General features: G+C 46.3%; 19 protein-coding genes. 11 read left to right on the top strand and 8 right to left on the bottom strand.

The window, feature by feature from the left end:
• The first annotated feature begins 22 nt into the window (after positions 1–22).
• The 7 genes from mutY to M3N64_RS08740 all read left to right on the top strand — a co-directional run bounded on the left by mutY (position 23) and on the right by M3N64_RS08740 (position 7,379).
• Positions 23–1,099: an A/G-specific adenine glycosylase gene (mutY, locus tag M3N64_RS08770; RefSeq protein ID WP_249101242.1), complete on the top strand. Its 1,077-nt coding sequence runs from the start codon at positions 23–25 to the stop codon at positions 1,097–1,099.
• 45 nt (positions 1,100–1,144) lie between these two features.
• Positions 1,145–1,300 (top strand): gamma-type small acid-soluble spore protein, encoded by a 156-nt coding sequence (locus M3N64_RS08765; RefSeq protein WP_249101238.1) that lies wholly within the window; start codon positions 1,145–1,147, stop codon positions 1,298–1,300.
• A gap of 378 nt (positions 1,301–1,678) precedes the next feature.
• The gene (locus tag M3N64_RS08760) at positions 1,679–2,644 is read left to right on the top strand and encodes an ABC transporter ATP-binding protein (RefSeq protein WP_249101232.1); all 966 of its coding nucleotides are present in this window, start codon (positions 1,679–1,681) and stop codon (positions 2,642–2,644) included.
• A 21-nt stretch (positions 2,645–2,665) separates the two neighbouring features.
• Positions 2,666–3,631, top strand: a complete 966-nt coding sequence (locus M3N64_RS08755; protein ID WP_249101229.1) for an ABC transporter ATP-binding protein — start codon at positions 2,666–2,668, stop codon at positions 3,629–3,631.
• A gap of 70 nt (positions 3,632–3,701) precedes the next feature.
• Positions 3,702–4,706 carry an ABC transporter permease gene (locus M3N64_RS08750; protein ID WP_249101226.1) on the top strand — a complete coding sequence of 335 codons (1,005 nt, stop codon included), beginning with the start codon at positions 3,702–3,704 and terminating at the stop codon, positions 4,704–4,706.
• Between the two features lie 118 nt (positions 4,707–4,824).
• Positions 4,825–5,667, top strand: coding sequence for an ABC transporter permease (locus tag M3N64_RS08745; RefSeq protein WP_249101402.1), 843 nt, complete (start codon positions 4,825–4,827; stop codon positions 5,665–5,667).
• A 110-nt stretch (positions 5,668–5,777) separates the two neighbouring features.
• On the top strand, positions 5,778–7,379 hold the full coding sequence (locus M3N64_RS08740) for an ABC transporter substrate-binding protein (RefSeq protein ID WP_249101223.1): 1,602 nt from the start codon (positions 5,778–5,780) through the stop codon (positions 7,377–7,379).
• A 574-nt stretch (positions 7,380–7,953) separates the two neighbouring features.
• On the opposite strand, the gene M3N64_RS08735 is transcribed toward M3N64_RS08740, so the two are convergent.
• From M3N64_RS08735 to M3N64_RS08700, 8 genes are all read right to left on the bottom strand, one after another.
• Positions 7,954–8,586: a response regulator transcription factor gene (locus M3N64_RS08735; protein WP_249101220.1), complete on the bottom strand. Its 633-nt coding sequence runs from the start codon at positions 8,584–8,586 to the stop codon at positions 7,954–7,956.
• Positions 8,579–9,619 (bottom strand): sensor histidine kinase, encoded by a 1,041-nt coding sequence (locus tag M3N64_RS08730; RefSeq protein WP_249101218.1) that lies wholly within the window; start codon positions 9,617–9,619, stop codon positions 8,579–8,581. The genes M3N64_RS08735 and M3N64_RS08730 overlap by 8 nt, the downstream gene beginning before the upstream one ends.
• Positions 9,616–10,344, bottom strand: a complete 729-nt coding sequence (gene liaF, locus M3N64_RS08725) for a cell wall-active antibiotics response protein LiaF (protein WP_249101215.1) — start codon at positions 10,342–10,344, stop codon at positions 9,616–9,618. Before liaF ends, M3N64_RS08730 begins: the two co-directional genes overlap by 4 nt.
• Before the next feature lie 108 nt (positions 10,345–10,452).
• Entirely contained in the window at positions 10,453–11,091 is a 639-nt protein-coding gene (locus M3N64_RS08720) for a PspA/IM30 family protein (protein WP_249101211.1), read from the bottom strand.
• A gap of 32 nt (positions 11,092–11,123) precedes the next feature.
• Positions 11,124–11,468: a lmo0954 family membrane protein gene (locus tag M3N64_RS08715; RefSeq protein ID WP_249101208.1), complete on the bottom strand. Its 345-nt coding sequence runs from the start codon at positions 11,466–11,468 to the stop codon at positions 11,124–11,126.
• 195 nt (positions 11,469–11,663) lie between these two features.
• Positions 11,664–12,707, bottom strand: a complete 1,044-nt coding sequence (locus tag M3N64_RS08710) for an FUSC family protein (protein ID WP_249101205.1) — start codon at positions 12,705–12,707, stop codon at positions 11,664–11,666.
• 88 nt (positions 12,708–12,795) lie between these two features.
• Positions 12,796–14,091 (bottom strand): glutamate-1-semialdehyde 2,1-aminomutase, encoded by a 1,296-nt coding sequence (locus M3N64_RS08705; protein WP_249101201.1) that lies wholly within the window; start codon positions 14,089–14,091, stop codon positions 12,796–12,798.
• Positions 14,092–14,188: 97 nt separating this feature from the next.
• Complete coding sequence (locus M3N64_RS08700; RefSeq protein WP_249101199.1) at positions 14,189–14,815, bottom strand: NUDIX hydrolase; 627 nt, start codon at positions 14,813–14,815, stop codon at positions 14,189–14,191.
• A gap of 242 nt (positions 14,816–15,057) precedes the next feature.
• Here M3N64_RS08700 and M3N64_RS08695 point away from each other — a divergent pair, with 242 nt between their 5' ends.
• The 4 genes from M3N64_RS08695 to M3N64_RS08680 all read left to right on the top strand — a co-directional run.
• A complete protein-coding gene (locus M3N64_RS08695) occupies positions 15,058–16,056 on the top strand; it encodes a zinc-binding dehydrogenase (RefSeq protein ID WP_249101197.1) in 999 nt (332 codons plus the stop codon).
• A gap of 27 nt (positions 16,057–16,083) precedes the next feature.
• Positions 16,084–16,554, top strand: a complete 471-nt coding sequence (gene bcp, locus M3N64_RS08690; RefSeq protein WP_249101194.1) for a thioredoxin-dependent thiol peroxidase — start codon at positions 16,084–16,086, stop codon at positions 16,552–16,554.
• A 279-nt stretch (positions 16,555–16,833) separates the two neighbouring features.
• On the top strand, positions 16,834–17,319 hold the full coding sequence (perR, locus tag M3N64_RS08685; protein WP_438271012.1) for a peroxide-responsive transcriptional repressor PerR: 486 nt from the start codon (positions 16,834–16,836) through the stop codon (positions 17,317–17,319).
• A gap of 99 nt (positions 17,320–17,418) precedes the next feature.
• Positions 17,419–18,159 (top strand): IS1595-like element ISBsu3 family transposase (locus M3N64_RS08680; protein ID WP_249101188.1); only part of this gene is annotated, 741 nt, incomplete at its 3' end.

Genomic DNA, 18,159 nt, shown 5'->3' with positions numbered 1-18,159 from the left:
GAAAAGAAAGGTTGAATGGACAATGAATGAGCAGCAGATCAGGAACTTCAATCATGATCTCCTTGATTGGTTTCACAGCAATGGCCGACATTTGCCTTGGCGTGAAACAGACAATCCTTATTACATTTGGGTGTCTGAGGTTATGCTTCAGCAAACACAGGTCAATACGGTCATCCCTTATTATATGCGGTTTATCAGAAAATTTCCGACGCCCGCCGCACTCGCCGATGCACCTGAACAGGACGTTCTGAAATGCTGGGAGGGGCTCGGTTACTATTCGCGCGCCCGCCATTTACAGCAGGGTGTGCGTGAGGTTGTGGAAAAGTATGACGGTCAGCTGCCGGACAGTAAGGAAACTTTACTGTCCATTTCCGGAATTGGTCCCTACACAGCCTCTGCACTGCTCAGCATGGCATACGATGAACCGGAACCGGCAATTGATGGCAATCTGATGCGCGTTCTCTCCAGAGTTTTTCTGATTGACGATGATATTGCCAAGCAAAAAACAAGAAGAAAATTTGAAGATCTGGCGAGCAGTCTCATCACTGAGACCGACCCCGGTGCGTTTAATCAGGCACTGATGGATATAGGTGCGATGATCTGCAAACCTAAGCATGCGGACTGTCCAAACTGCCCGCTCCGCAGGCATTGTCTCGCCAGTGAAGAAGGCGTTCAATTAGAATATCCGGTCAAAAGCGGAAATGCAAAACCGAGGCCTCTGCATTATGCCGTGCTGCTGATTCGAGACGATGATGGGCGTTATTTAATCGAGAAAAGGCCGGACAAAGGTCTCCTTGCCGGATTCTGGCAGTTCCCGATGATTTTGCTGGATGAGTACGAGAAGGCGGGTCAGCGGCATGATTACATTAGTGAACGCTACGGATGCGAAATGGCTCCGGTGCATACAACGTTTACGTATACACATCGTTTCTCGCATTTAATTTGGCATTTGACGTTGCTGGATGGGCGTACTCATCAGAAGCCAATCAGTGAAAAACAGCGCCTGGTGGCAGTGGCCGACTTTGATGCCTATCCGTTTCCGGTACCGCATCAAAAAGTTATTGAGTGGATCAAAAATAATCGACAAAATCACACATAATTTTATTGCCTTTTGGCTAAGTTATGATGGTGGAGGTGATACTCAATGGCTAAGAAGTCTAATGCGGGCACTGATGTAGAACAAGTAAAAAAACAGAATGCCCAAGCAAAAAACGGTCAGTTCAGTGGTGAATTCGGTAGCGAAACGAACGCTCAGGAAGTTCGTCAGCAGAACCAGAAGTCGCAGCAAAATAAGAAGTAATCACCTTTAGAACGGAAAAACGCCTTGTCTGATAATCGGACAAGGCGTTTTATATTGTCATGCTCTTTGGTTTGCCAGCGTCTCAAAAGCATTTTGAGACGCTTGTTTGCGTATGAGCCCCACCCGGAATCATCTTGTTTGATTATGAATGAACAAAATCGTTCTGAACTTAAAAAGAATGCAGTAACTGTCAAAATGATGAGTCGAATCAGTTACTTGATCATTTCGGCGAATCGGTGCATGCGCGCAATTTATGATGAAGAAGATCATGCTTTTCGAACGCAGCTTTTGTAAAAAAGTTTACAGCGAACAAAGAAAAAACGACATTGTTTTTGTTCGGGTGGTATAATAGCCAAGTCGAGGGAGGTGAATTATACGATGAACGACACGCTTTTAAAAGTGAGTGGACTCAGAACCTCTTTTTTTACGGATGACGGTGAGATTCCAGCTGTAAACGGCATTGATTTCACTGTTCACGAAGGCGAAATTCTTGGCCTTGTCGGTGAATCCGGATGCGGTAAGAGTGTTACGTCGCTTTCCATCATGGGCCTGCTCCCATCCCCCCCGGGAAAAATTGTCGGCGGACATATTTTCTACAAAGATGAAGACATCAGTCATGCGAAAGAATCACGAATGAGGCAGCTTCGCGGAAATGATATTGCCATGATCTTTCAGGAGCCGATGACTTCCCTGAATCCTGTATTTACCATCGGCGATCAGCTGAAAGAAGCCATCCGGCTGCATAGCCATCTTTCGAAAAAGGAATTGGAAGAACGTTCTATAGAACTTCTGAAACAGGTCGGCCTTCCAAGAGCCAAGGAACTGCTGAAGGAATATCCTCATGAGTTGTCCGGAGGGATGCGCCAGCGTGTGATGATTGCGATGGCCATGTCCTGCAACCCGAAAGTGCTGATTGCGGACGAACCGACTACGGCACTTGATGTGACGATTCAGGCTCAGATTCTTGATTTGATGGTCAAGCTGAATAAGGAAACCCACACAGCAATTATCATGATTACACATGATCTCGGCGTTGTTGCGCAGATGTGCCATCGTGTCGCCGTTATGTATTCCGGAAAAATCGTTGAGGAAGGTACGGTTAAAGAAATCTTTAATCGGCCGCAGCATCCGTATACGAAAGGCTTGATTGAGTCCATACCGGATCTTCATGACAAAAAAGACAGCCTTTATACAATTAAGGGAAGCGTTCCAAAACCCGGATCGATAACCAGAGGCTGTCTGTTTGCCCCGCGCTGTGAGTTTGTTATGGATAAATGTCTCGAACAAACTCCGGAATTACTGGGCGAAGAGCACAAATCACGCTGCTTTCTTCATCAAGGATGAGCGCAGAAAGGAGGTCTGCAAATGAACGAAGCGCTTTTGCAAGTTGAAAACTTAAAAAAATATTATCCAATCAAAGGCGGAAAATTCGGTAAAGTTTCTGAAACTGTTCGTGCTGTCGATGGTGTCAGTTTTTCGGTACGTGAAGGCGAAACACTGGGGATTGTTGGTGAATCCGGCTGCGGCAAATCGACAACCGGGCGCATGATCATGCGCCTGATTGAACCAACCGAAGGAAAAATCATTTTCCAGAACCGGAATATCATGGAACTCTCAAAGCGTGAGATGCGCAAAGCACGTAAAGATATTCAAATGATTTTCCAGGATCCGTTTGCTTCACTCAACCCGCGTCATACTGTCGGCCATATCATTGAAGAACCTATGATTGTTCACAGGATGGGCGACAAAAAAGAGCGTCAGAAGCGCGTGGAAGAGCTTCTTGAGTTGGTCGGATTAAATGCCTACCATGCCAGGCGTTATCCGCATCAATTCAGCGGCGGGCAGCGCCAGAGAATTGGCATAGCACGTGCACTTGCCGTACGTCCAAAAGTGATTATTGCCGATGAGCCGGTCTCCGCGCTGGACGTCTCCGTTCAGTCACAGGTGCTGAATCTGCTCAAGGATCTGCAGAAGCAGTTTCATCTGACTTATATTTTTATTGCACATGATCTGAGCGTGGTCCGTCATATCAGCGACAGAGTCGGTGTTATGTATCTTGGCAAAATTGTTGAACTTTCGGAATGTGAAGCGCTGTATAATCATCCGCAGCATCCATATACGAAAGCCCTTCTGTCCGCAGTTCCCGTCCCTGACCCCGATGTCAAAACGGATCGCATTATTCTTCAGGGTGACGTACCGAGCCCCGCACATCCGCCGGCAGGCTGCGCATTTCATGACCGCTGTCCGGCCGCTATGGATATCTGCTCGAAAGAAATGCCAATGTTAAAGACTTTAGAAGACGGGCGAAAGATCTCCTGTCATCTCTATTAATTTTTTTAATGGATTTTAATGGCTTACAACCTGATTTATTTCAATATTGCAGCAAAAAGAGGTGAATCTTGTGTTTTATTATTCTATAAAACGATTGCTGATGCTTATTCCTGTTCTCCTTGGCATGACTTTAATCGTTTTTGCAATCATTCACGCGATTCCGGGCAATCCGGCGCTGACCATTCTCGGTACGAAGGCAACGCCCGAAGCGATACACAGCTTGAATCGCTCACTTGGATTGGACAATCCGTGGTATATTCAATACTTTTCCTACTTAAAGGATATATTGAGCGGTGATCTGGGGACATCTATTCAGACGCATACACCGATTGCAAGTGAAATCTGGCCACATCTGGCCGCAACCATTGAACTTTCATTCATCGCGATGATTATTGCGGTTTTCGTAGGCATTAATGCCGGAATTATCAGTGCCTGGAAGCAAAACACGGTACTTGATTACACTGCAATGATTCTGGCACTGATCGGCGTATCCATGCCTGTATTCTGGCTCGGCCTGCTCGAACAATGGGGCTTTTCAATTAAACTGCAATGGCTTCCGTCAATCGGACGGGATGACATTCGAAACAGTGTGGATCCGATTACTAATCTTTATCTGCTTGATACGTTGCTGCAAGGTCGATTCGATCAATTCTGGATGGTCCTGCGCCACTTAATTCTGCCTTCGATCGCGCTTGCGACCATTCCTACAGCGATTATTGCGCGTATGACCCGTTCAAGCATGCTTGAAGTATTAAAATCAGATTATATTCGCACGGCGAAGGCAAAGGGTCAGAAGATGGTCTGGATTGTCTACAAATATGCATTGAAAAATGCGTTTATCCCGATTCTGACCGTCATCGGCCTGCAAACCGGTTTGTTGCTCGGAGGCGCCATTCTGACAGAAACGATATTCGGATGGCCGGGCGTGGGGCTCTATATTTACAATGCAATTCAATATCGCGATTATCCGGTGATTCAGTCAGGAATTCTTGTCATTGCTTTTATCTTTGTTATGGTCAACTTTGTTGTTGACTTGCTTTACGGGCTGTTTGATCCGCGAATTAAATACCGCTGACCGGCATTTACAAATTATGAATAGCTGTCATGAGTAACAAAAAAGAAAGAAGGGTTGAAGGATGCCACAAGCTTCCCAAGCGCAGCTTGATCCGTCCGGAGCTCCGGCTAAGAGTCCGATGACCTTCGCACTTGGCGAATTCTGGAAATCGTTTAGAAAGAACAAGCCGGCAATTGCCGGGACAATCATTGTTCTTTTATTCATCTTCTTTGCGATTTTTGCCGGTTTTCTGGCGCCGCAGGGAATCAATGATCAGAATATTCGGCTCAAGCTTCAACCGCCGTCTGCCGCTCATTGGTTCGGTACGGATGATTTTGGCCGCGATATTTTGAGCCGAATTCTGTTTGGCGCCAGACTGTCACTGCGTGTAGGCTTTTTATCAGTGATCGGTTCCATTGTCGTCGGAACGCTTCTGGGTATTATTGCCGGATATTTTGGCAAAGCGCTGGACGTGATCATTTCGCGTTTCTTCGATATTTTGCTTGCTTTTCCGAGTATTCTTTTGTCTATTGCAATTGTCGCGATCCTCGGTCCATCACTGAACAATGCGCTGGTTGCCATCGCAATCGTCAATGTTCCCGTCTTTGGACGGCTGGTTCGCTCTCGCGTGCTTACCGTCAAGGAGGAAGAATACGTAATGGCTGCTCGTTCGATCGGGATGGGGGACGCGCGCATCATTTTCCAGCACATCCTCCCAAACAGCATCGCACCGATTATTGTGCAGGGGACTTTGAATATTGCGACTGCCATTCTTGACGCGGCAGGACTCGGCTTTCTTGGCATGGGCGCACAGGCTCCGCTTCCGGAATGGGGAAAGATGCTGTCGGATTCAAGAGAATATATACAGACTGCACCCTGGACCGTTCTCTTCCCAGGCCTTGCCATTGTGCTGGTCGTTGTCGGATTTAATTTAATCGGCGACGGACTGCGTGATGCACTTGATCCACGCATGAAAAACTAAGTACAGTTTTCTAAACTTTTTAAATAGTGCATTGTATCTATGTAAAAATAGAGTTAAAATATTTAAGATTTGATTTTAACAGAGATAAGTAAATATTAAGGGGGATAACGATGAACAAGAAGTATTTCAGTCTGGCGCTTGCCTTTGTTATGGCGCTTGCCATGATTCTTACGGGTTGCGGCAACGGGTCGTCAGGCAAATCAGGTGACAGCGGCAAAACACTCGTATTTGGCCGCGGTGCCGACACAACTTCACTGGACCCGGCCGTTGTTACGGACGGCGAATCATTCCGTGTCACGCAAAATATTTACGATACTTTGGTTGCTTACGATTACAAAAATCAATCAACCGAAGTCAAACCAAGCCTCGCATCGAGCTGGAAAATCAGCAGCGATGGCAAAACGTATACGTTCACCCTCCGTAAAGGAGTAAAATTTCAGGACGGTACGGCATTTAATGCGGACGCAGTTGTCTATAACTTCGAACGTTGGATGAACGGAAAGAAATCCGGAAAGTTTGCTTACTTCCCGTCCATGTTCGGCGGTTATAAAGGCGATGAAGGACTCGTCATCAAGAGCGTTACTGCTTCCGATGAAAACACGGTCGTCTTTACACTGAAGCGTCCTTCCGCTCCATTTCTGAAAAACCTGGCTATGTCACCATTCGCCATCGCCAGCCCGGCTGCCATTAAGAAATCCGGGGACAAGTTCGGTACATCTACGGCGGTTGGTACAGGTCCATATGTTTTCAAAAGCTGGAAAAAGAACAATACGATCACATTGGTTAAGAATAAACACTATTGGAAAAAGGGACTTCCAAAACTGGATTCAATCGTATTCAAGGTCATTCCGGACAACAGTTCACGTCTGAACGCATTGAAAAACGGTGAAATCGACCTCATGGATGGCCTGAACCCGAGTGATGTTGACGGTATTCAGGATAATAAAGATTTCCATGTGTACTATCGTCCACCGATGAATGTGGCTTATCTCGGCTTCAATGTGACAATCAAGCCGTTTGACAATAAGAAAGTTCGTCAGGCGCTGAACATGGCCGTAGATAAAGAAGCTTTGAATAAAGCCTTCTATAACGGACAGGCGCAGCCGGCGACAAACCCGATGCCTCCGGTTCTGCTCGGCTTTGATAAGAGTATCAAGGACTATCCGTTCGACCTGAAAAAGGCCAAGAAGCTTCTTGCGGAAGCAGGCTATCCGAACGGATTCACGACAACGCTTTATACAATGTCAAATCCGCGTGACTATATGCCACAGCCGGCAAAGACTGCTGAAGCCATTCAGGCAACCTTTGGTAAAATCGGCGTGAAAGTCAAGATTGAGAACGTTGAATGGTCTTCATACATTGAGAAGCTGCAGAAAGGCGGCGCTCCGATGTATCTGATGGGATGGATCGGCGACAACGGCGACCCGGACAACTTCCTTTATACGCTGCTGGACAAAGACAGTGCCGGGTCCAACAACCTGTCATTCTATAAGAGTGAACCGCTGCACAAGGTGCTGATTGACGCGCAGACGGAAACCGATGAAGCAAAGCGCGCCGCACTTTATGAAAAGGCACAGCAAATTATCCATGAAGACGCACCGTGGGTTCCGCTCGAATATGCGAAAGCACCACTCGTTGGCAAGAGCACGGTTTCCGGTTATGCACCAAGCCCGACCGGAAGCGAGCCGCTCGAAAACGTAACGCTTAAATAAATTAAAGCCAGTTAAAGAAATCCTTCGCTCAGAAATGAGTGAGGGATTTTTTGTATTATACTATAAGAAAGTTATATAAATTTTAAGGAAAATAGTATAAGTGGTCCGAAAAAACGCCGCGTCCTGCGGCTTATCGGACACTAGGCAGTCCATGGCCGTCGCGACGGCGGCTTTGCTTGCGCCAGAGGCTTGGCAAAGCCAACAAGCAAAGAAAGTAATATAGGATTTTTCCCTGCAGGCAATCAACAAATCAATACACTGTTTTGGCATCCAGGCATCAAAGCGGAGATGCGAGACATCTGCGGGATTGTCCCGGTTGCTGCGTGCCAGCAAGATCCTGCAGATTCCAGCTTGCCCCAGGAGGTCGCGGTACGCTCGCAGCAAAAGAGCAGCCGCAGCGCTGATGCAAACAAAGGAACAGATTAAAGGCTCCGGTCGAAGACTGTGAACCTGCGCCATGACCGGTAAATCGCGCTGAAAGGAAACGACGGCAGTGTTGCGCTGAATGATCGGTTTTTAATAAAGGACCTTTCGCTACAATAATTCATGGAGTTGTGTAGTTTTTTAACGGGAATTATTCGCATAGTTTATGCTGAAACGCATAAATGACAGCCTGGGTACGATCCTGAACTTCCAGCTTACTTAGAATGTTGCTGACATGCACTTTGACTGTTTTCAATGCGATAAACAGTTCATTCGCGATTTCCTGATTGCTTTTTCCGCGTGCCATCAGCAGCAGTACCTCCATTTCCCGGTTCGTCAGATCATCATGAAGTGCTTTGTTCTGCCTGTTTTTCATTCGTGACATGACTTTTTCTGTGACTTCAGGCTCTAAAACGGAGTGACCGCTGTAGGTTGAACGGATTGCTTTTGCGATCTCGCCTGCTTTTGAAGTTTTCAGCAGATAGCTGGTTGCTCCTGCTTCAATAGCGGGGTATACCTTGTCATCATCAAGAAAGCTGGTCACGATGATAATTTTTGCTTCAGGCCATTGTTCAATGATCCGTCTGGTCGCTTCAATACCATCCATCTCCTCCATAACAAGATCCATAAGGACAATATCCGGTCTCAGCTTTAATACCAGATCAACAGCATCTTTCCCGTTATCTGCCTCGCCGATCACCTGGATATCCGGCTGTGCTGATAAATAGGCAGAAACTCCGATTCGTACCATTTCATGATCATCTACAAAAACAACACTAATCATTGTGTTCATCCCTTTCGAGTATCGGCACCTTGATTTCCAGGCTTGTTCCCTGATCCGGGACACTGATTAATTTCATTTGCGCGCCGATCTGTGCTGCGCGTTCTTTCATATTCTGGAGACCGTAGGATCCTGGTTTTGTTGTCTGGGTTTTAAAACCGATGCCGTCATCAGTGATTCGGAGAATAACCCATCCTTCCCGGTGGATCAGCAGAACGTCTAAGTTGTCGGCTTTTGCGTGGCGCAATGTGTTGGAGATCGACTCCTGCAAGATTCGGAACAGCTGGTCTTCAATGCCACGGGCCAGTTTAATTGGTTCAATCATCGCATTAATGTTAAGCGGGACTTTCTGTTTCAGTTCAAGCAGCAACTCTTCCATACCCTGTTTGAGCGCTTTTCCGTGCAGCTGGACCGGACGTAAGTGAAGAAAGAGCGCACGCATCTCAAGCTGAGATTGATGAATGGTCTGTTCGACGAGCTTTAACTGCCGCCCCTCCGCATCATCGGAGTTCGGACGCAGTTCATTGATCGTTGACATCAGCATCGATGCGGCAAACAGCTGCTGGCTTACTGAATCGTGAAGTTCCCGTGCGAGCCGGTTGCGTTCTTCGGAGACAATTTTCTGGATCGCCTGTTCCTCAATCTCTGATTTATCATTGGCGGCCTGTTGTGCCAGCTGTGTCAGCTGAGCAATCTTAGTGTCCGTCTTCTGTACATGCTCCATAATCGGCTGCACATCCGGGTTATAACGGTCCAGTATGTATCTGTCTCTGCTCTGGTCCATGTGTTCCAGTGCATCACTGATGACTTGCAATTGTCTGCGCCAGTAAACTCCAGACAGAAGACCCGCCAGTCCACCGATACACAGCGCCAGCACAGGGACGATAAAAGCAAAGGGAAGATGCCATACCTGCCGCTTCCAAAGCAACGACCAACTGGAGAGAGGAAAGGCAAAAAAGAACAGTAATGCAAAAAGAAGCAGGCAAAGAAGAGCAAGAGCGATTCCGAGGATCATCTGCCGTTTAAGTGCTGTCATACGCGCAGCACCTCCAGACTGCCGGTCAGAGCCGAGATCATGATCTTGACTTTTTGATCGGCTTGATCATAACCACCTGTCTGCAGCACTCTGGATTCATGAATCAGCTGACCTTCATGATGATCGAAAAAGTCAATCTGTCCGAGCACGACCGAATAATGAAGCGAAATTTCGACCCCGTATGGGACAAGAATACGTACCCTGCCAACAAGCTGCCGGATAAAAATGATCGATTCTTTTTTTGGCAGGATCGTCTGGCCAAGATCGATGATTGTGTCACCTGCACCGGTCTGTATGTTAATATCTTTCCATTCGTAACCGTCAACCGGGGTTTCCTGATGGCCGAACCATTTGTTCTTAAGCAGTCCGGACAGCAATGTCACATCCTCTTCATATGAAACAGGATGATCGAAATCAGGAACGATTCGCTTCGGATGCCTTTTTCTTTGGATGAAATCAATGACAAAGCAAATGAATAAGGCGATAATGATGAATTTAAAAACAAGCAGACTGAGGATTGTGAATCCAAGCCCGATCAGCCCGATCCAGAACAAAATCTTGCCCTTTCGCAGCGCGCGGTGCCTTCTTCCGAAATAGAGCAGGGCGCCAAACAGGATGGCAGGGAACAGGAAACCCCAGCCATCGAACAGGGTTTGGAGTACAAGCAAAAACAGGCAGATAATGACAAGCCAGCTGTATCTATCTTTCTGCAGTTGATCGAACATGGTGCATCATCTGCCTTTCTGCGAAATTATGTAACGAAGAAAAAGGGCGCATGCCGCACCTTTTTCCATTTTAACATCGTTATGTGAGACAAACCAGATACCTGATGATTATTCAGTCTTGCTGCTTTCCAGTCTGCGCTCGATTTCCCGAATGCGGGCGTCAATGGTGTTCTGGTGGTAATTTGTGTTCACCTTTTGCTCCAGCTGCTCCAAATACATTTCACTCTCTTCGAATTTCGAGAAAGACTGTCCGAATACCCGCTCTGGCTGGATGACACGGCTCATGCGATGATTTGCAGCAGCAATATTTTCACGACTCATCAGCTCCATACGTTTCAGATGCATATCTTTTAATTTGCGTTTCATCTCAGCGTATTTCTGTTCCAGCTGATCAAGCTGTTTCACCGTGTCTTTATACGCTTTGTCCAGATGCTCGGCCTTGGCCTGGTAATCTTCATACTCTTTTACTGCAAATGTGTAAAGTTCGTCTTCCGATGCGCGTTTTGCAACTTCAGCCTGATGCTGACGTTTTGCTGCCATCTCGGATGCTATATGGTATTCTTTGATGAAATGATCTTTGAGGAGATACTGGCGGTCGATCAGCTCACGCACATGCTTCACTTCATTTTCACAGCGCCGTAAATGATGGTTCAGCATGGCAATCGGGTTTTTCTGTTCTTTCTGATCAAGCAGGTCATTTAAATCAGCAGCGATGGAATCTTTGATTCGGGTAAATATATTGCTCATTTTCTGCAGCTCCTTTTCATTCTTGGTAAAAGTTATTTGTAACGAAATTCTTTCCATTCTTTCTCAAAATGATCAAAGGGGTCATTCGGTTCATAGGCAGTCCGCTTGTCGCTGTTCCATGTTTTGTACACGAAGTAAAGACCCGCCAGTGCGGCGATACCGATGATTGCCGGCACATTGCCGATTGAAAAACACAGAGCGATGATACCGATCGCGCCCCAAAGGATTTTTCCTCCGGCAGATTCAGCACGGCTGAATTTCTTAAAAGCGAAATACAGAACGGCGAGACTGATGACTAATCCGATCATCGGGCCTACATGGCTGAGCAGGACGATTAGGCTGAGGGCTCCAAGCAGAAATAATGCAAATTTTTTCATCGAGTTGATCCTCCTTTCTATGTCTCAATCTTATTAAAAAAGCGCGATGCAGATAATGCTCTGAAGCTGTATTTTGGCATAAGCCTTTGGACGTAGCAAAAAACCCGCATCCGGATGCATTGCGGGTTGAAGATTACGGCATTTGATTCGCTTTTTCAGTTTTAGTGTATCAGTGCCCTGACGAAGCCAGGTTTTCTAATGGAAGGACTGATAGCTGGTTACGAGCAGATCAAGATGATCGACATGCTGGCTGTAATCAATGATGATCGAGATAAGCGGCAGGACATCCAGCCAGCTCTCGGTCTTGTTTGAGGTGGCAAACGAAAAAAAGGATTCCGCAAATTTCGTGCGATGCAGTACATCTTTTCTTGCTTGCTCTTCATGGCGTCTGCGCCTGATTTTTCCGTCATACTTCAACAGCACGCGTTCATGGTAAGCCATAAGTCCGCTTAGCTGAACCCGAAGCGTTTCCCGGAACGCATCAGGAAGAAGGCGAAAGGCATTTTCATTGCGATCCAGCTCGTTCAGCGCCTGGTGAAGCAATCGAGTCGCGTTGATCATCTCCCGGAAAATAACGGTGCGTCTCAGTTTCACAGGTAATGATTTTTTTCTGAACACACGTTCTTCCTTGTACCAGTGATAATAGTTCTCGATTTTCAGCTTTCTGCGGTCAAATGCAGAAAGTTCTCGCTTGATTTTCGTATTATCTGAGGTTCCGCTGCTGAGCAGGCGCGTCCATTTAAACAGCAGCGTGGTCTGTTCGAGAATCTGTTCATAGAGAACCTTTTCATAATGCGGAGGAAAAATCAGCAAATTGACCAATGTTGCAGATACTACGCCGATACAGATCATGAAAAATCTGCGGGCACCTTCCAGAATGAATCCGGCATTGCCGCTGACACCGCTTGACATAATGAAAATGACCGTGACCATTGTCAATGTTAATGTTCGATTTAATCGGAATTTCAGATGAACAGCGATGACGAAAACAACGGTCAGGCCCACCACAATCGGTGTATCACCGAAAACGATCACGGCAATCACTGCGATCAGCGCACCAACCAGGTTTCCGTATATATTTTGCAGCATTGCGCGGAACGACAGTTGTACAGATGGTCGCGTCGTCATCGCTGCGGCGACCCCGGCCATGATAGGCGGTGACATGCCGAGTGCGGCCGCAATCATCAGGGCAATGGTAACTGCGACCCCGGTTTTCAAGCTGCGTGCGCCAAGATGCACTTTTCTCTCCTCCTATCATCAATATATTAGAAAACCTGGCTTTGCCAAGCCTCTGGCGAAGGCACAGACGCCCCTTTCTCCCCGAATATCATGAGTTTGCAAGTTGAGCGAATGCATAGTCAACGGCTTCCAACGTATCATTGATGTCTCTTTCTGAATGTTCAGTTGTGAGGAACCATGCCTCATACTTAGAAGGCGCCAGGTTAACTCCTTTTTCCAGCATGTATTTAAAGAATCGTCCAAACATTTTCGTGTCGGTTGCCTTTGCTTCCTCATAGTTTGTGATTTCATGATCGGAAAAATACAATGTCATCGCACCACCGATCCGATTAATGGCAATCGGCAGGTGGTACTTTTCATTAATCGAATGTATGCCGTCCTCCAGTTTTTTTCCGAGACGATCCATGTGTTCATAAATCCCTGGCGTTTGCAGCACTTCAAGACAGGCAATGCCGCCTGCCATCGACAGCGGGTTACCTGCCATTGTACCGGCCTGATAGGCGGGCCCAAGCGGTGCAACTTCGTCCATGATTTCTTTTTTGCCGCCGTATGCACCGATCGGAAGCCCGCCGCCGATGATTTTACCCATGGCGGTCAGATCTGGTGTTGCGCCAAGGTAATTTTGAGCGCCTCCATACATGAAGCGGAAGTTTGTGATGACTTCGTCAAAGATGACAAGTGCTCCTGCTTCATGTGCAATGGTGCTGATTGCTTCCAGAAAGCCGGGTTTTGGCATGACCATACCGAAATTGCCAACGATCGGTTCGACAAGCACCGCGGCGATTTCATTGCCCCACTTGTCGAACGCCTGCTGCAAAGTGTCTACGTTATTAAACGGTACAGTGATCACTTCCTGTGCCGTGCTTTCAGTCACACCGGCAGAATCCGGTGACCCAAGTGTGGACGGGCCTGAACCTGCAGCAACAAGGACAAGATCGAAGTGGCCGTGGTAGCTGCCGGCAAATTTTAAAATAATCTTTCTGCCTGTGAATGCGCGTGCAACGCGAACCGTTGTCATAACGGATTCGGTTCCGGAATTAGTGAACCGCACTTTATCTAATGAAGGAATCGCTTCTTTGATCATGACTGCAAGTTTCGTTTCCAGATGCGTCGGCGTTCCGTACAATACGCCGAGTTCCGCCTGCTTCTTAATCGCTGCCGTGATATGGGGGTGAGCGAAGCCAGTGATAATCGGACCATAAGCTGCCAAATAATCAATGTAACGATTCCCATCTTCATCCCAGAAGTAAGCGCCCTTTCCCCTTTTCATGAAAACCGGTGCCCCGCCACCAACCGCCGCATAGGCGCGGGAGGGGCTGTTGACACCGCCGACAATATGCTCAAGTGCTTGCGCATAAAGCTTTTCTGAAGTCTGTATATTCATAGTTTCATCTCTCCTTAGACCATTTAAGTGACATTTCTCACTCAAGTATCTAATAACAGGCAAAAAATGACAAGCCATGAACCCTGAGGCAGGAGGTTCAGTCGAACATTCGGTGATTCATCAGGAAGACGAAATGTTCGAGCATCCGAGCCGTTAATCCCCAGATCGTCTTTCCTTCATATTCATAAAAAGGTTCGGTTATTTCCAGACTGCGAAAAGCGTAATGATGACCTGCTACGATTCGTTCAAACGGAAAATCGGACTTTTTGTCCACGGAAAAACTTAACGTATGTTTTTCCGGTACCTGTTTCATCAGCCAGGGAAGCGGAATCGTAAACGTTTCCTGAACCTCGCTTTTGTTCGGATGCAGCGTCTCACTAGTGTCGAGCCTGCCGACAAAAGGATAGATGAACAAATCCGCGGTTGCAATACACGTGCCCATCTGGCCGATGACTGTGACGGCCTCTTTTCGAATGCCAAGTTCTTCGCATGTTTCACGAATGGCAGTGGCGCGCATTGATCCATCTATTTTTTCGCTTCTCCCGCCAGGAAAGCAAATATCTCCAGGCTGGCGCTTTAATTGCTCGGCGCGCACCTCAAGCAAGATCTGCCAGGTTTTGTCTTTGAAAATAAGCGGGAGCAGAACAGCAGATTTTTTAGCGGTTTCTTCGCCGATAATTGATTCGTCATTTTCAATTCTTCGCGCAATGCTTTCTATATCCATGTGATCACCTGTATAAAGACGATTTATCATTTCATTTTAACATTTTTAACGTTTCGCTGCCTGATTGGTACAATAGAATGCGCTTGAATTCACATACAGCCGGTTTCGAGGTATCATTAAAATGATGGGAGGCAAAAGTTCCCAGTATTTCTAACTCGTTTTTTGTGGTGATGATGACGATAGAAGCCTTAAATGACAACTTTTTTAATAATAATTGTTGAAAAAATGGAACAGGTGATTAGATGAAAGCTTTTGTTCACGAGGGGGTTGCCGGACTTTCCGGGGCGCATTATACAGTGGATTTTAAAAGTCCGCCAAGTCCCGGATCAGGTGAAGTGAAGGTTAATCTGAAGGCAGCAGGGCTGAATCATCGTGATCTTTTTGTCGTGACGCGTCATCAGCAAGATCAACCACCGCTGATTCTTGGTTCTGATGGTGCCGGTATCGTATCAGAAGTCGGTCCGCAAACGAAAACGTTTCGTGTCGGTGATGAGGTGCTGATTATACCCAGCCTGCGATGGGAAAGGAAGACCGCCGCCCCGCCGGATGATTTCGAGATTCTTGGGTTACCGGATAACGGCACGTTTGCTGAACAAATTGTGCTTCCTGAAGCGCAGCTTGCGCGGAAGCCGGACTACCTTTCCTGGACTGAAGCGGGGGTTTTGCCACTTTCGGCACTAACCGGCTATCGCGCCCTTTTTACAAAGGGAGAACTGAAAAGCGGACAAACTGTATTTATTCCTGGCATTGGAAGCGGTGTTGCGACCTATATGCTGCAAATGGCGAAGGCTGTCGGCGCATTGGTTGTCGTTTCGTCGCGGAGCACTGAGAAACTGGCAAGAGCCAAAGTGCTTGGCGCTGATCTTCTGCTTAAAAATGACGAGGACTGGGAGACGGCAATGGAGGGCAATAAAGTGGATCTGGTGATTGAAAGTGTCGGTGCGGCAACCTTTAACCGTTCCCTGAGCCTTCTTAAAAAAGGAGGAACCGTGATTGCCTTTGGGGCATCAGCCGGTGATGAAGTCGCGCTAAATCTTCGCACCTTTTTTTATAATCAATGGCAGCTTCGCGGCACGACAATGGGCAGCATTGACGAATTTCATGAGATGCTGAAGCTGTTTCAAAGTCATGAAATCAGGCCAGTTGTAGACCACACCTTTGAATTAGCCGAGACAGCGGATGCGCTTCATTATTTGCTGCGGTCTGGGCAATTCGGCAAAGTTGCGATTCATATTCAATAAAATCATCGTACGAAAGGAGCATTATTGATGTTAGAAGCAGGCGTAAAAGCACCGGATTTTACATTAAATGAAACAAACGGTAAAGAAGTTTCATTATCAGATTATAAGGGAAAGAATGTCGTACTTTATTTTTATCCGAAGGACATGACGCCCGGTTGCACAACGGAAGCATGTGATTTTCGCGATCAAAACAGCCGCTTTGAGGCACTGAATACAGTCGTTCTCGGAATCAGCCCCGATCCGGTCGAAAGGCACCAGAAATTTACGGAAAAACACGGACTGCCGTTCACACTTTTATCGGATGCAGACCATCAGACTGCTGAAGCCTATGGGAGCTGGCAGATGAAGACCATGTTTGGGAAAAAAGCTCCTGGCATCGTCCGCTCTACTTTTGTCATTGACAGAGAAGGAACGATCAAAAAAGTATGGCCCAAGGTCAAGGTAGCAGGCCATGTTGACGACGTTTATCAATACGTAAAAGAAAATCTTACTGATTAAGGACAACCATTCTCAAATCGACCCGTCAAGTGAAAATAAGGATGCCTGGCATCCTTATTTTTATTTGTACAATTATTTATTGCAGACGAATGAAAATGTATGTGCTTCAGCATATGTGGCAGACTATGGATGTCGCACTGCATCTGTTTAGAAAGATTCTCATTAAAAAGTTCTTAACATTGACAGGATAAGCATGAACCATGTACACTGAATATATAATTGTAACGATTGTAATCTGATAATTGATTTTGATAATCACTATTGCTGAAAGCGAGGTGCATGACGATGAGCGATAATAAGTTAAATGTTGATCATGCGATTGAAATGCTTAAGAGCTCCGGCGTACGCATTACGCCGCAGCGTCATGCGATTCTTGAATATCTGGTTATTTCCGACACCCATCCGACTGCGGATGAAATTTACAAAACACTGGAACACAAATTTCCGAATATGAGTGTAGCCACTGTTTATAATAATCTGCGTGTATTTAAAAAAACCGGTTTGGTTAAAGAACTGACCTATGGTGATGCGTCCAGCCGCTTCGATTTTTCAACCAAACGTCATTATCATGTCATCTGCAGCAAGTGTGGTAAGATCGTCGATTTCTTTTACCCTGCACTTGATGAAATAGAAGCACTTGCGGCGCAGGTGACTGGATTTAAGGTTGATCATCATCGCCTGGAAATTTACGGAATCTGTCCGGAATGCCAGGCCAAGGATGTACAGGATCAATCAGAATCGGTACAGAAGTCAACAGTCAGCTGATTTTAATATATGGCTCTGTTAAAGAACATTGTTGATATTTGAACCCAACCAAGTTCTTGCTATAATTACAATTAGAACAAAGGTTCGGGAGTGTTAATGATGGACAAAGCGTTCAGTAACCTATTAAAATACATCGACAAGTTACCCCATACTAAAAAGGAAAAAGTATATCAATGGGTAAAACGTTATGTTGACCCGACCTCTTCCGTTGGTGGTAGATTGATTAACGAAATGAGGGAAACTCGTTTTAAAGATGGCTTCGAGTGTCCCCATTGTACATCTGAACACGTTGTTCGATTCGGAAAAGTCAAGGGTCGTCAACGGTATCGTTGTAAAAGTTGCCTTAAAACCTTTACGGATACGACTAACACCGTTCTTTATCGCACCCGAAAAGGTGATGAATGGATTACATTTGTGGATTGTATGTTCAAAGGCTACTCCCTGCGTAAATCGGCTGAAATCGTAGGGGTTACTTGGGTTACACTTTTTTACTGGAGACATAAACTGCTATCCGCCTTAAAGCAAATGGATTTTGACCATTTTGAAGGTATCGTTGAAGTTGACGAGACCTATTTCTTGTACTCTCAAAAAGGGCAACGTGGCATTAAAGAACGGAAGCCTCGAAAACGTGGAGGAAAATCCAAACACAGAGGAATCAGCCACGAACAAGTATGTGTTCTTGTTGCAAGAGACCGTACAAAAGCAACCGTCTCCAAAGTATCTTGTATGGGGCGTATTGTAAAAACCAAAATTGAAACTATCATTGGTACTAAACTATCGTCTCATAATGTGCTTGTTACAGATGCTTGGAGAGCATACAAAACGTATGCAAAAGAAAAT

It is taken from the genome of Sporolactobacillus mangiferae (assembly GCF_023336505.1).
In the GTDB taxonomy this organism is placed as follows: Bacteria; Bacillota; Bacilli; order Bacillales; family Sporolactobacillaceae; genus Sporolactobacillus; species Sporolactobacillus mangiferae.
The sequence above is the reverse complement of the archived record's forward strand: the minus strand, read 5'-3'. Positions and strand labels throughout refer to the sequence as shown.

Bases quoted from the DNA above. Each gene is read 5' to 3' on its own strand.
- mutY (WP_249101242.1), top strand. From the start codon at position 23: ATGAATGAGCAGCAGATCAGGAACTTCAATCATGATCTCCTTGATTGG.
- perR (WP_438271012.1), top strand. From the start codon at position 16,834: ATGACGATGAGCGATAATAAGTTAAATGTTGATCATGCGATTGAAATG.
- M3N64_RS08755 (WP_249101229.1), top strand. From the start codon at position 2,666: ATGAACGAAGCGCTTTTGCAAGTTGAAAACTTAAAAAAATATTATCCA.
- M3N64_RS08745 (WP_249101402.1), top strand. From the start codon at position 4,825: ATGACCTTCGCACTTGGCGAATTCTGGAAATCGTTTAGAAAGAACAAG.
- bcp (WP_249101194.1), top strand. From the start codon at position 16,084: ATGTTAGAAGCAGGCGTAAAAGCACCGGATTTTACATTAAATGAAACA.
- M3N64_RS08705 (WP_249101201.1), bottom strand. From the start codon at position 14,091: ATGAATATACAGACTTCAGAAAAGCTTTATGCGCAAGCACTTGAGCAT.
- M3N64_RS08730 (WP_249101218.1), bottom strand. From the start codon at position 9,619: ATGACAGCACTTAAACGGCAGATGATCCTCGGAATCGCTCTTGCTCTT.
- M3N64_RS08700 (WP_249101199.1), bottom strand. From the start codon at position 14,815: ATGGATATAGAAAGCATTGCGCGAAGAATTGAAAATGACGAATCAATT.
- M3N64_RS08695 (WP_249101197.1), top strand. From the start codon at position 15,058: ATGAAAGCTTTTGTTCACGAGGGGGTTGCCGGACTTTCCGGGGCGCAT.
- M3N64_RS08760 (WP_249101232.1), top strand. From the start codon at position 1,679: ATGAACGACACGCTTTTAAAAGTGAGTGGACTCAGAACCTCTTTTTTT.
- M3N64_RS08740 (WP_249101223.1), top strand. From the start codon at position 5,778: ATGAACAAGAAGTATTTCAGTCTGGCGCTTGCCTTTGTTATGGCGCTT.
- M3N64_RS08765 (WP_249101238.1), top strand. From the start codon at position 1,145: ATGGCTAAGAAGTCTAATGCGGGCACTGATGTAGAACAAGTAAAAAAA.
- liaF (WP_249101215.1), bottom strand. From the start codon at position 10,344: ATGTTCGATCAACTGCAGAAAGATAGATACAGCTGGCTTGTCATTATC.
- M3N64_RS08715 (WP_249101208.1), bottom strand. From the start codon at position 11,468: ATGAAAAAATTTGCATTATTTCTGCTTGGAGCCCTCAGCCTAATCGTC.
- M3N64_RS08720 (WP_249101211.1), bottom strand. From the start codon at position 11,091: ATGAGCAATATATTTACCCGAATCAAAGATTCCATCGCTGCTGATTTA.
- M3N64_RS08735 (WP_249101220.1), bottom strand. From the start codon at position 8,586: ATGATTAGTGTTGTTTTTGTAGATGATCATGAAATGGTACGAATCGGA.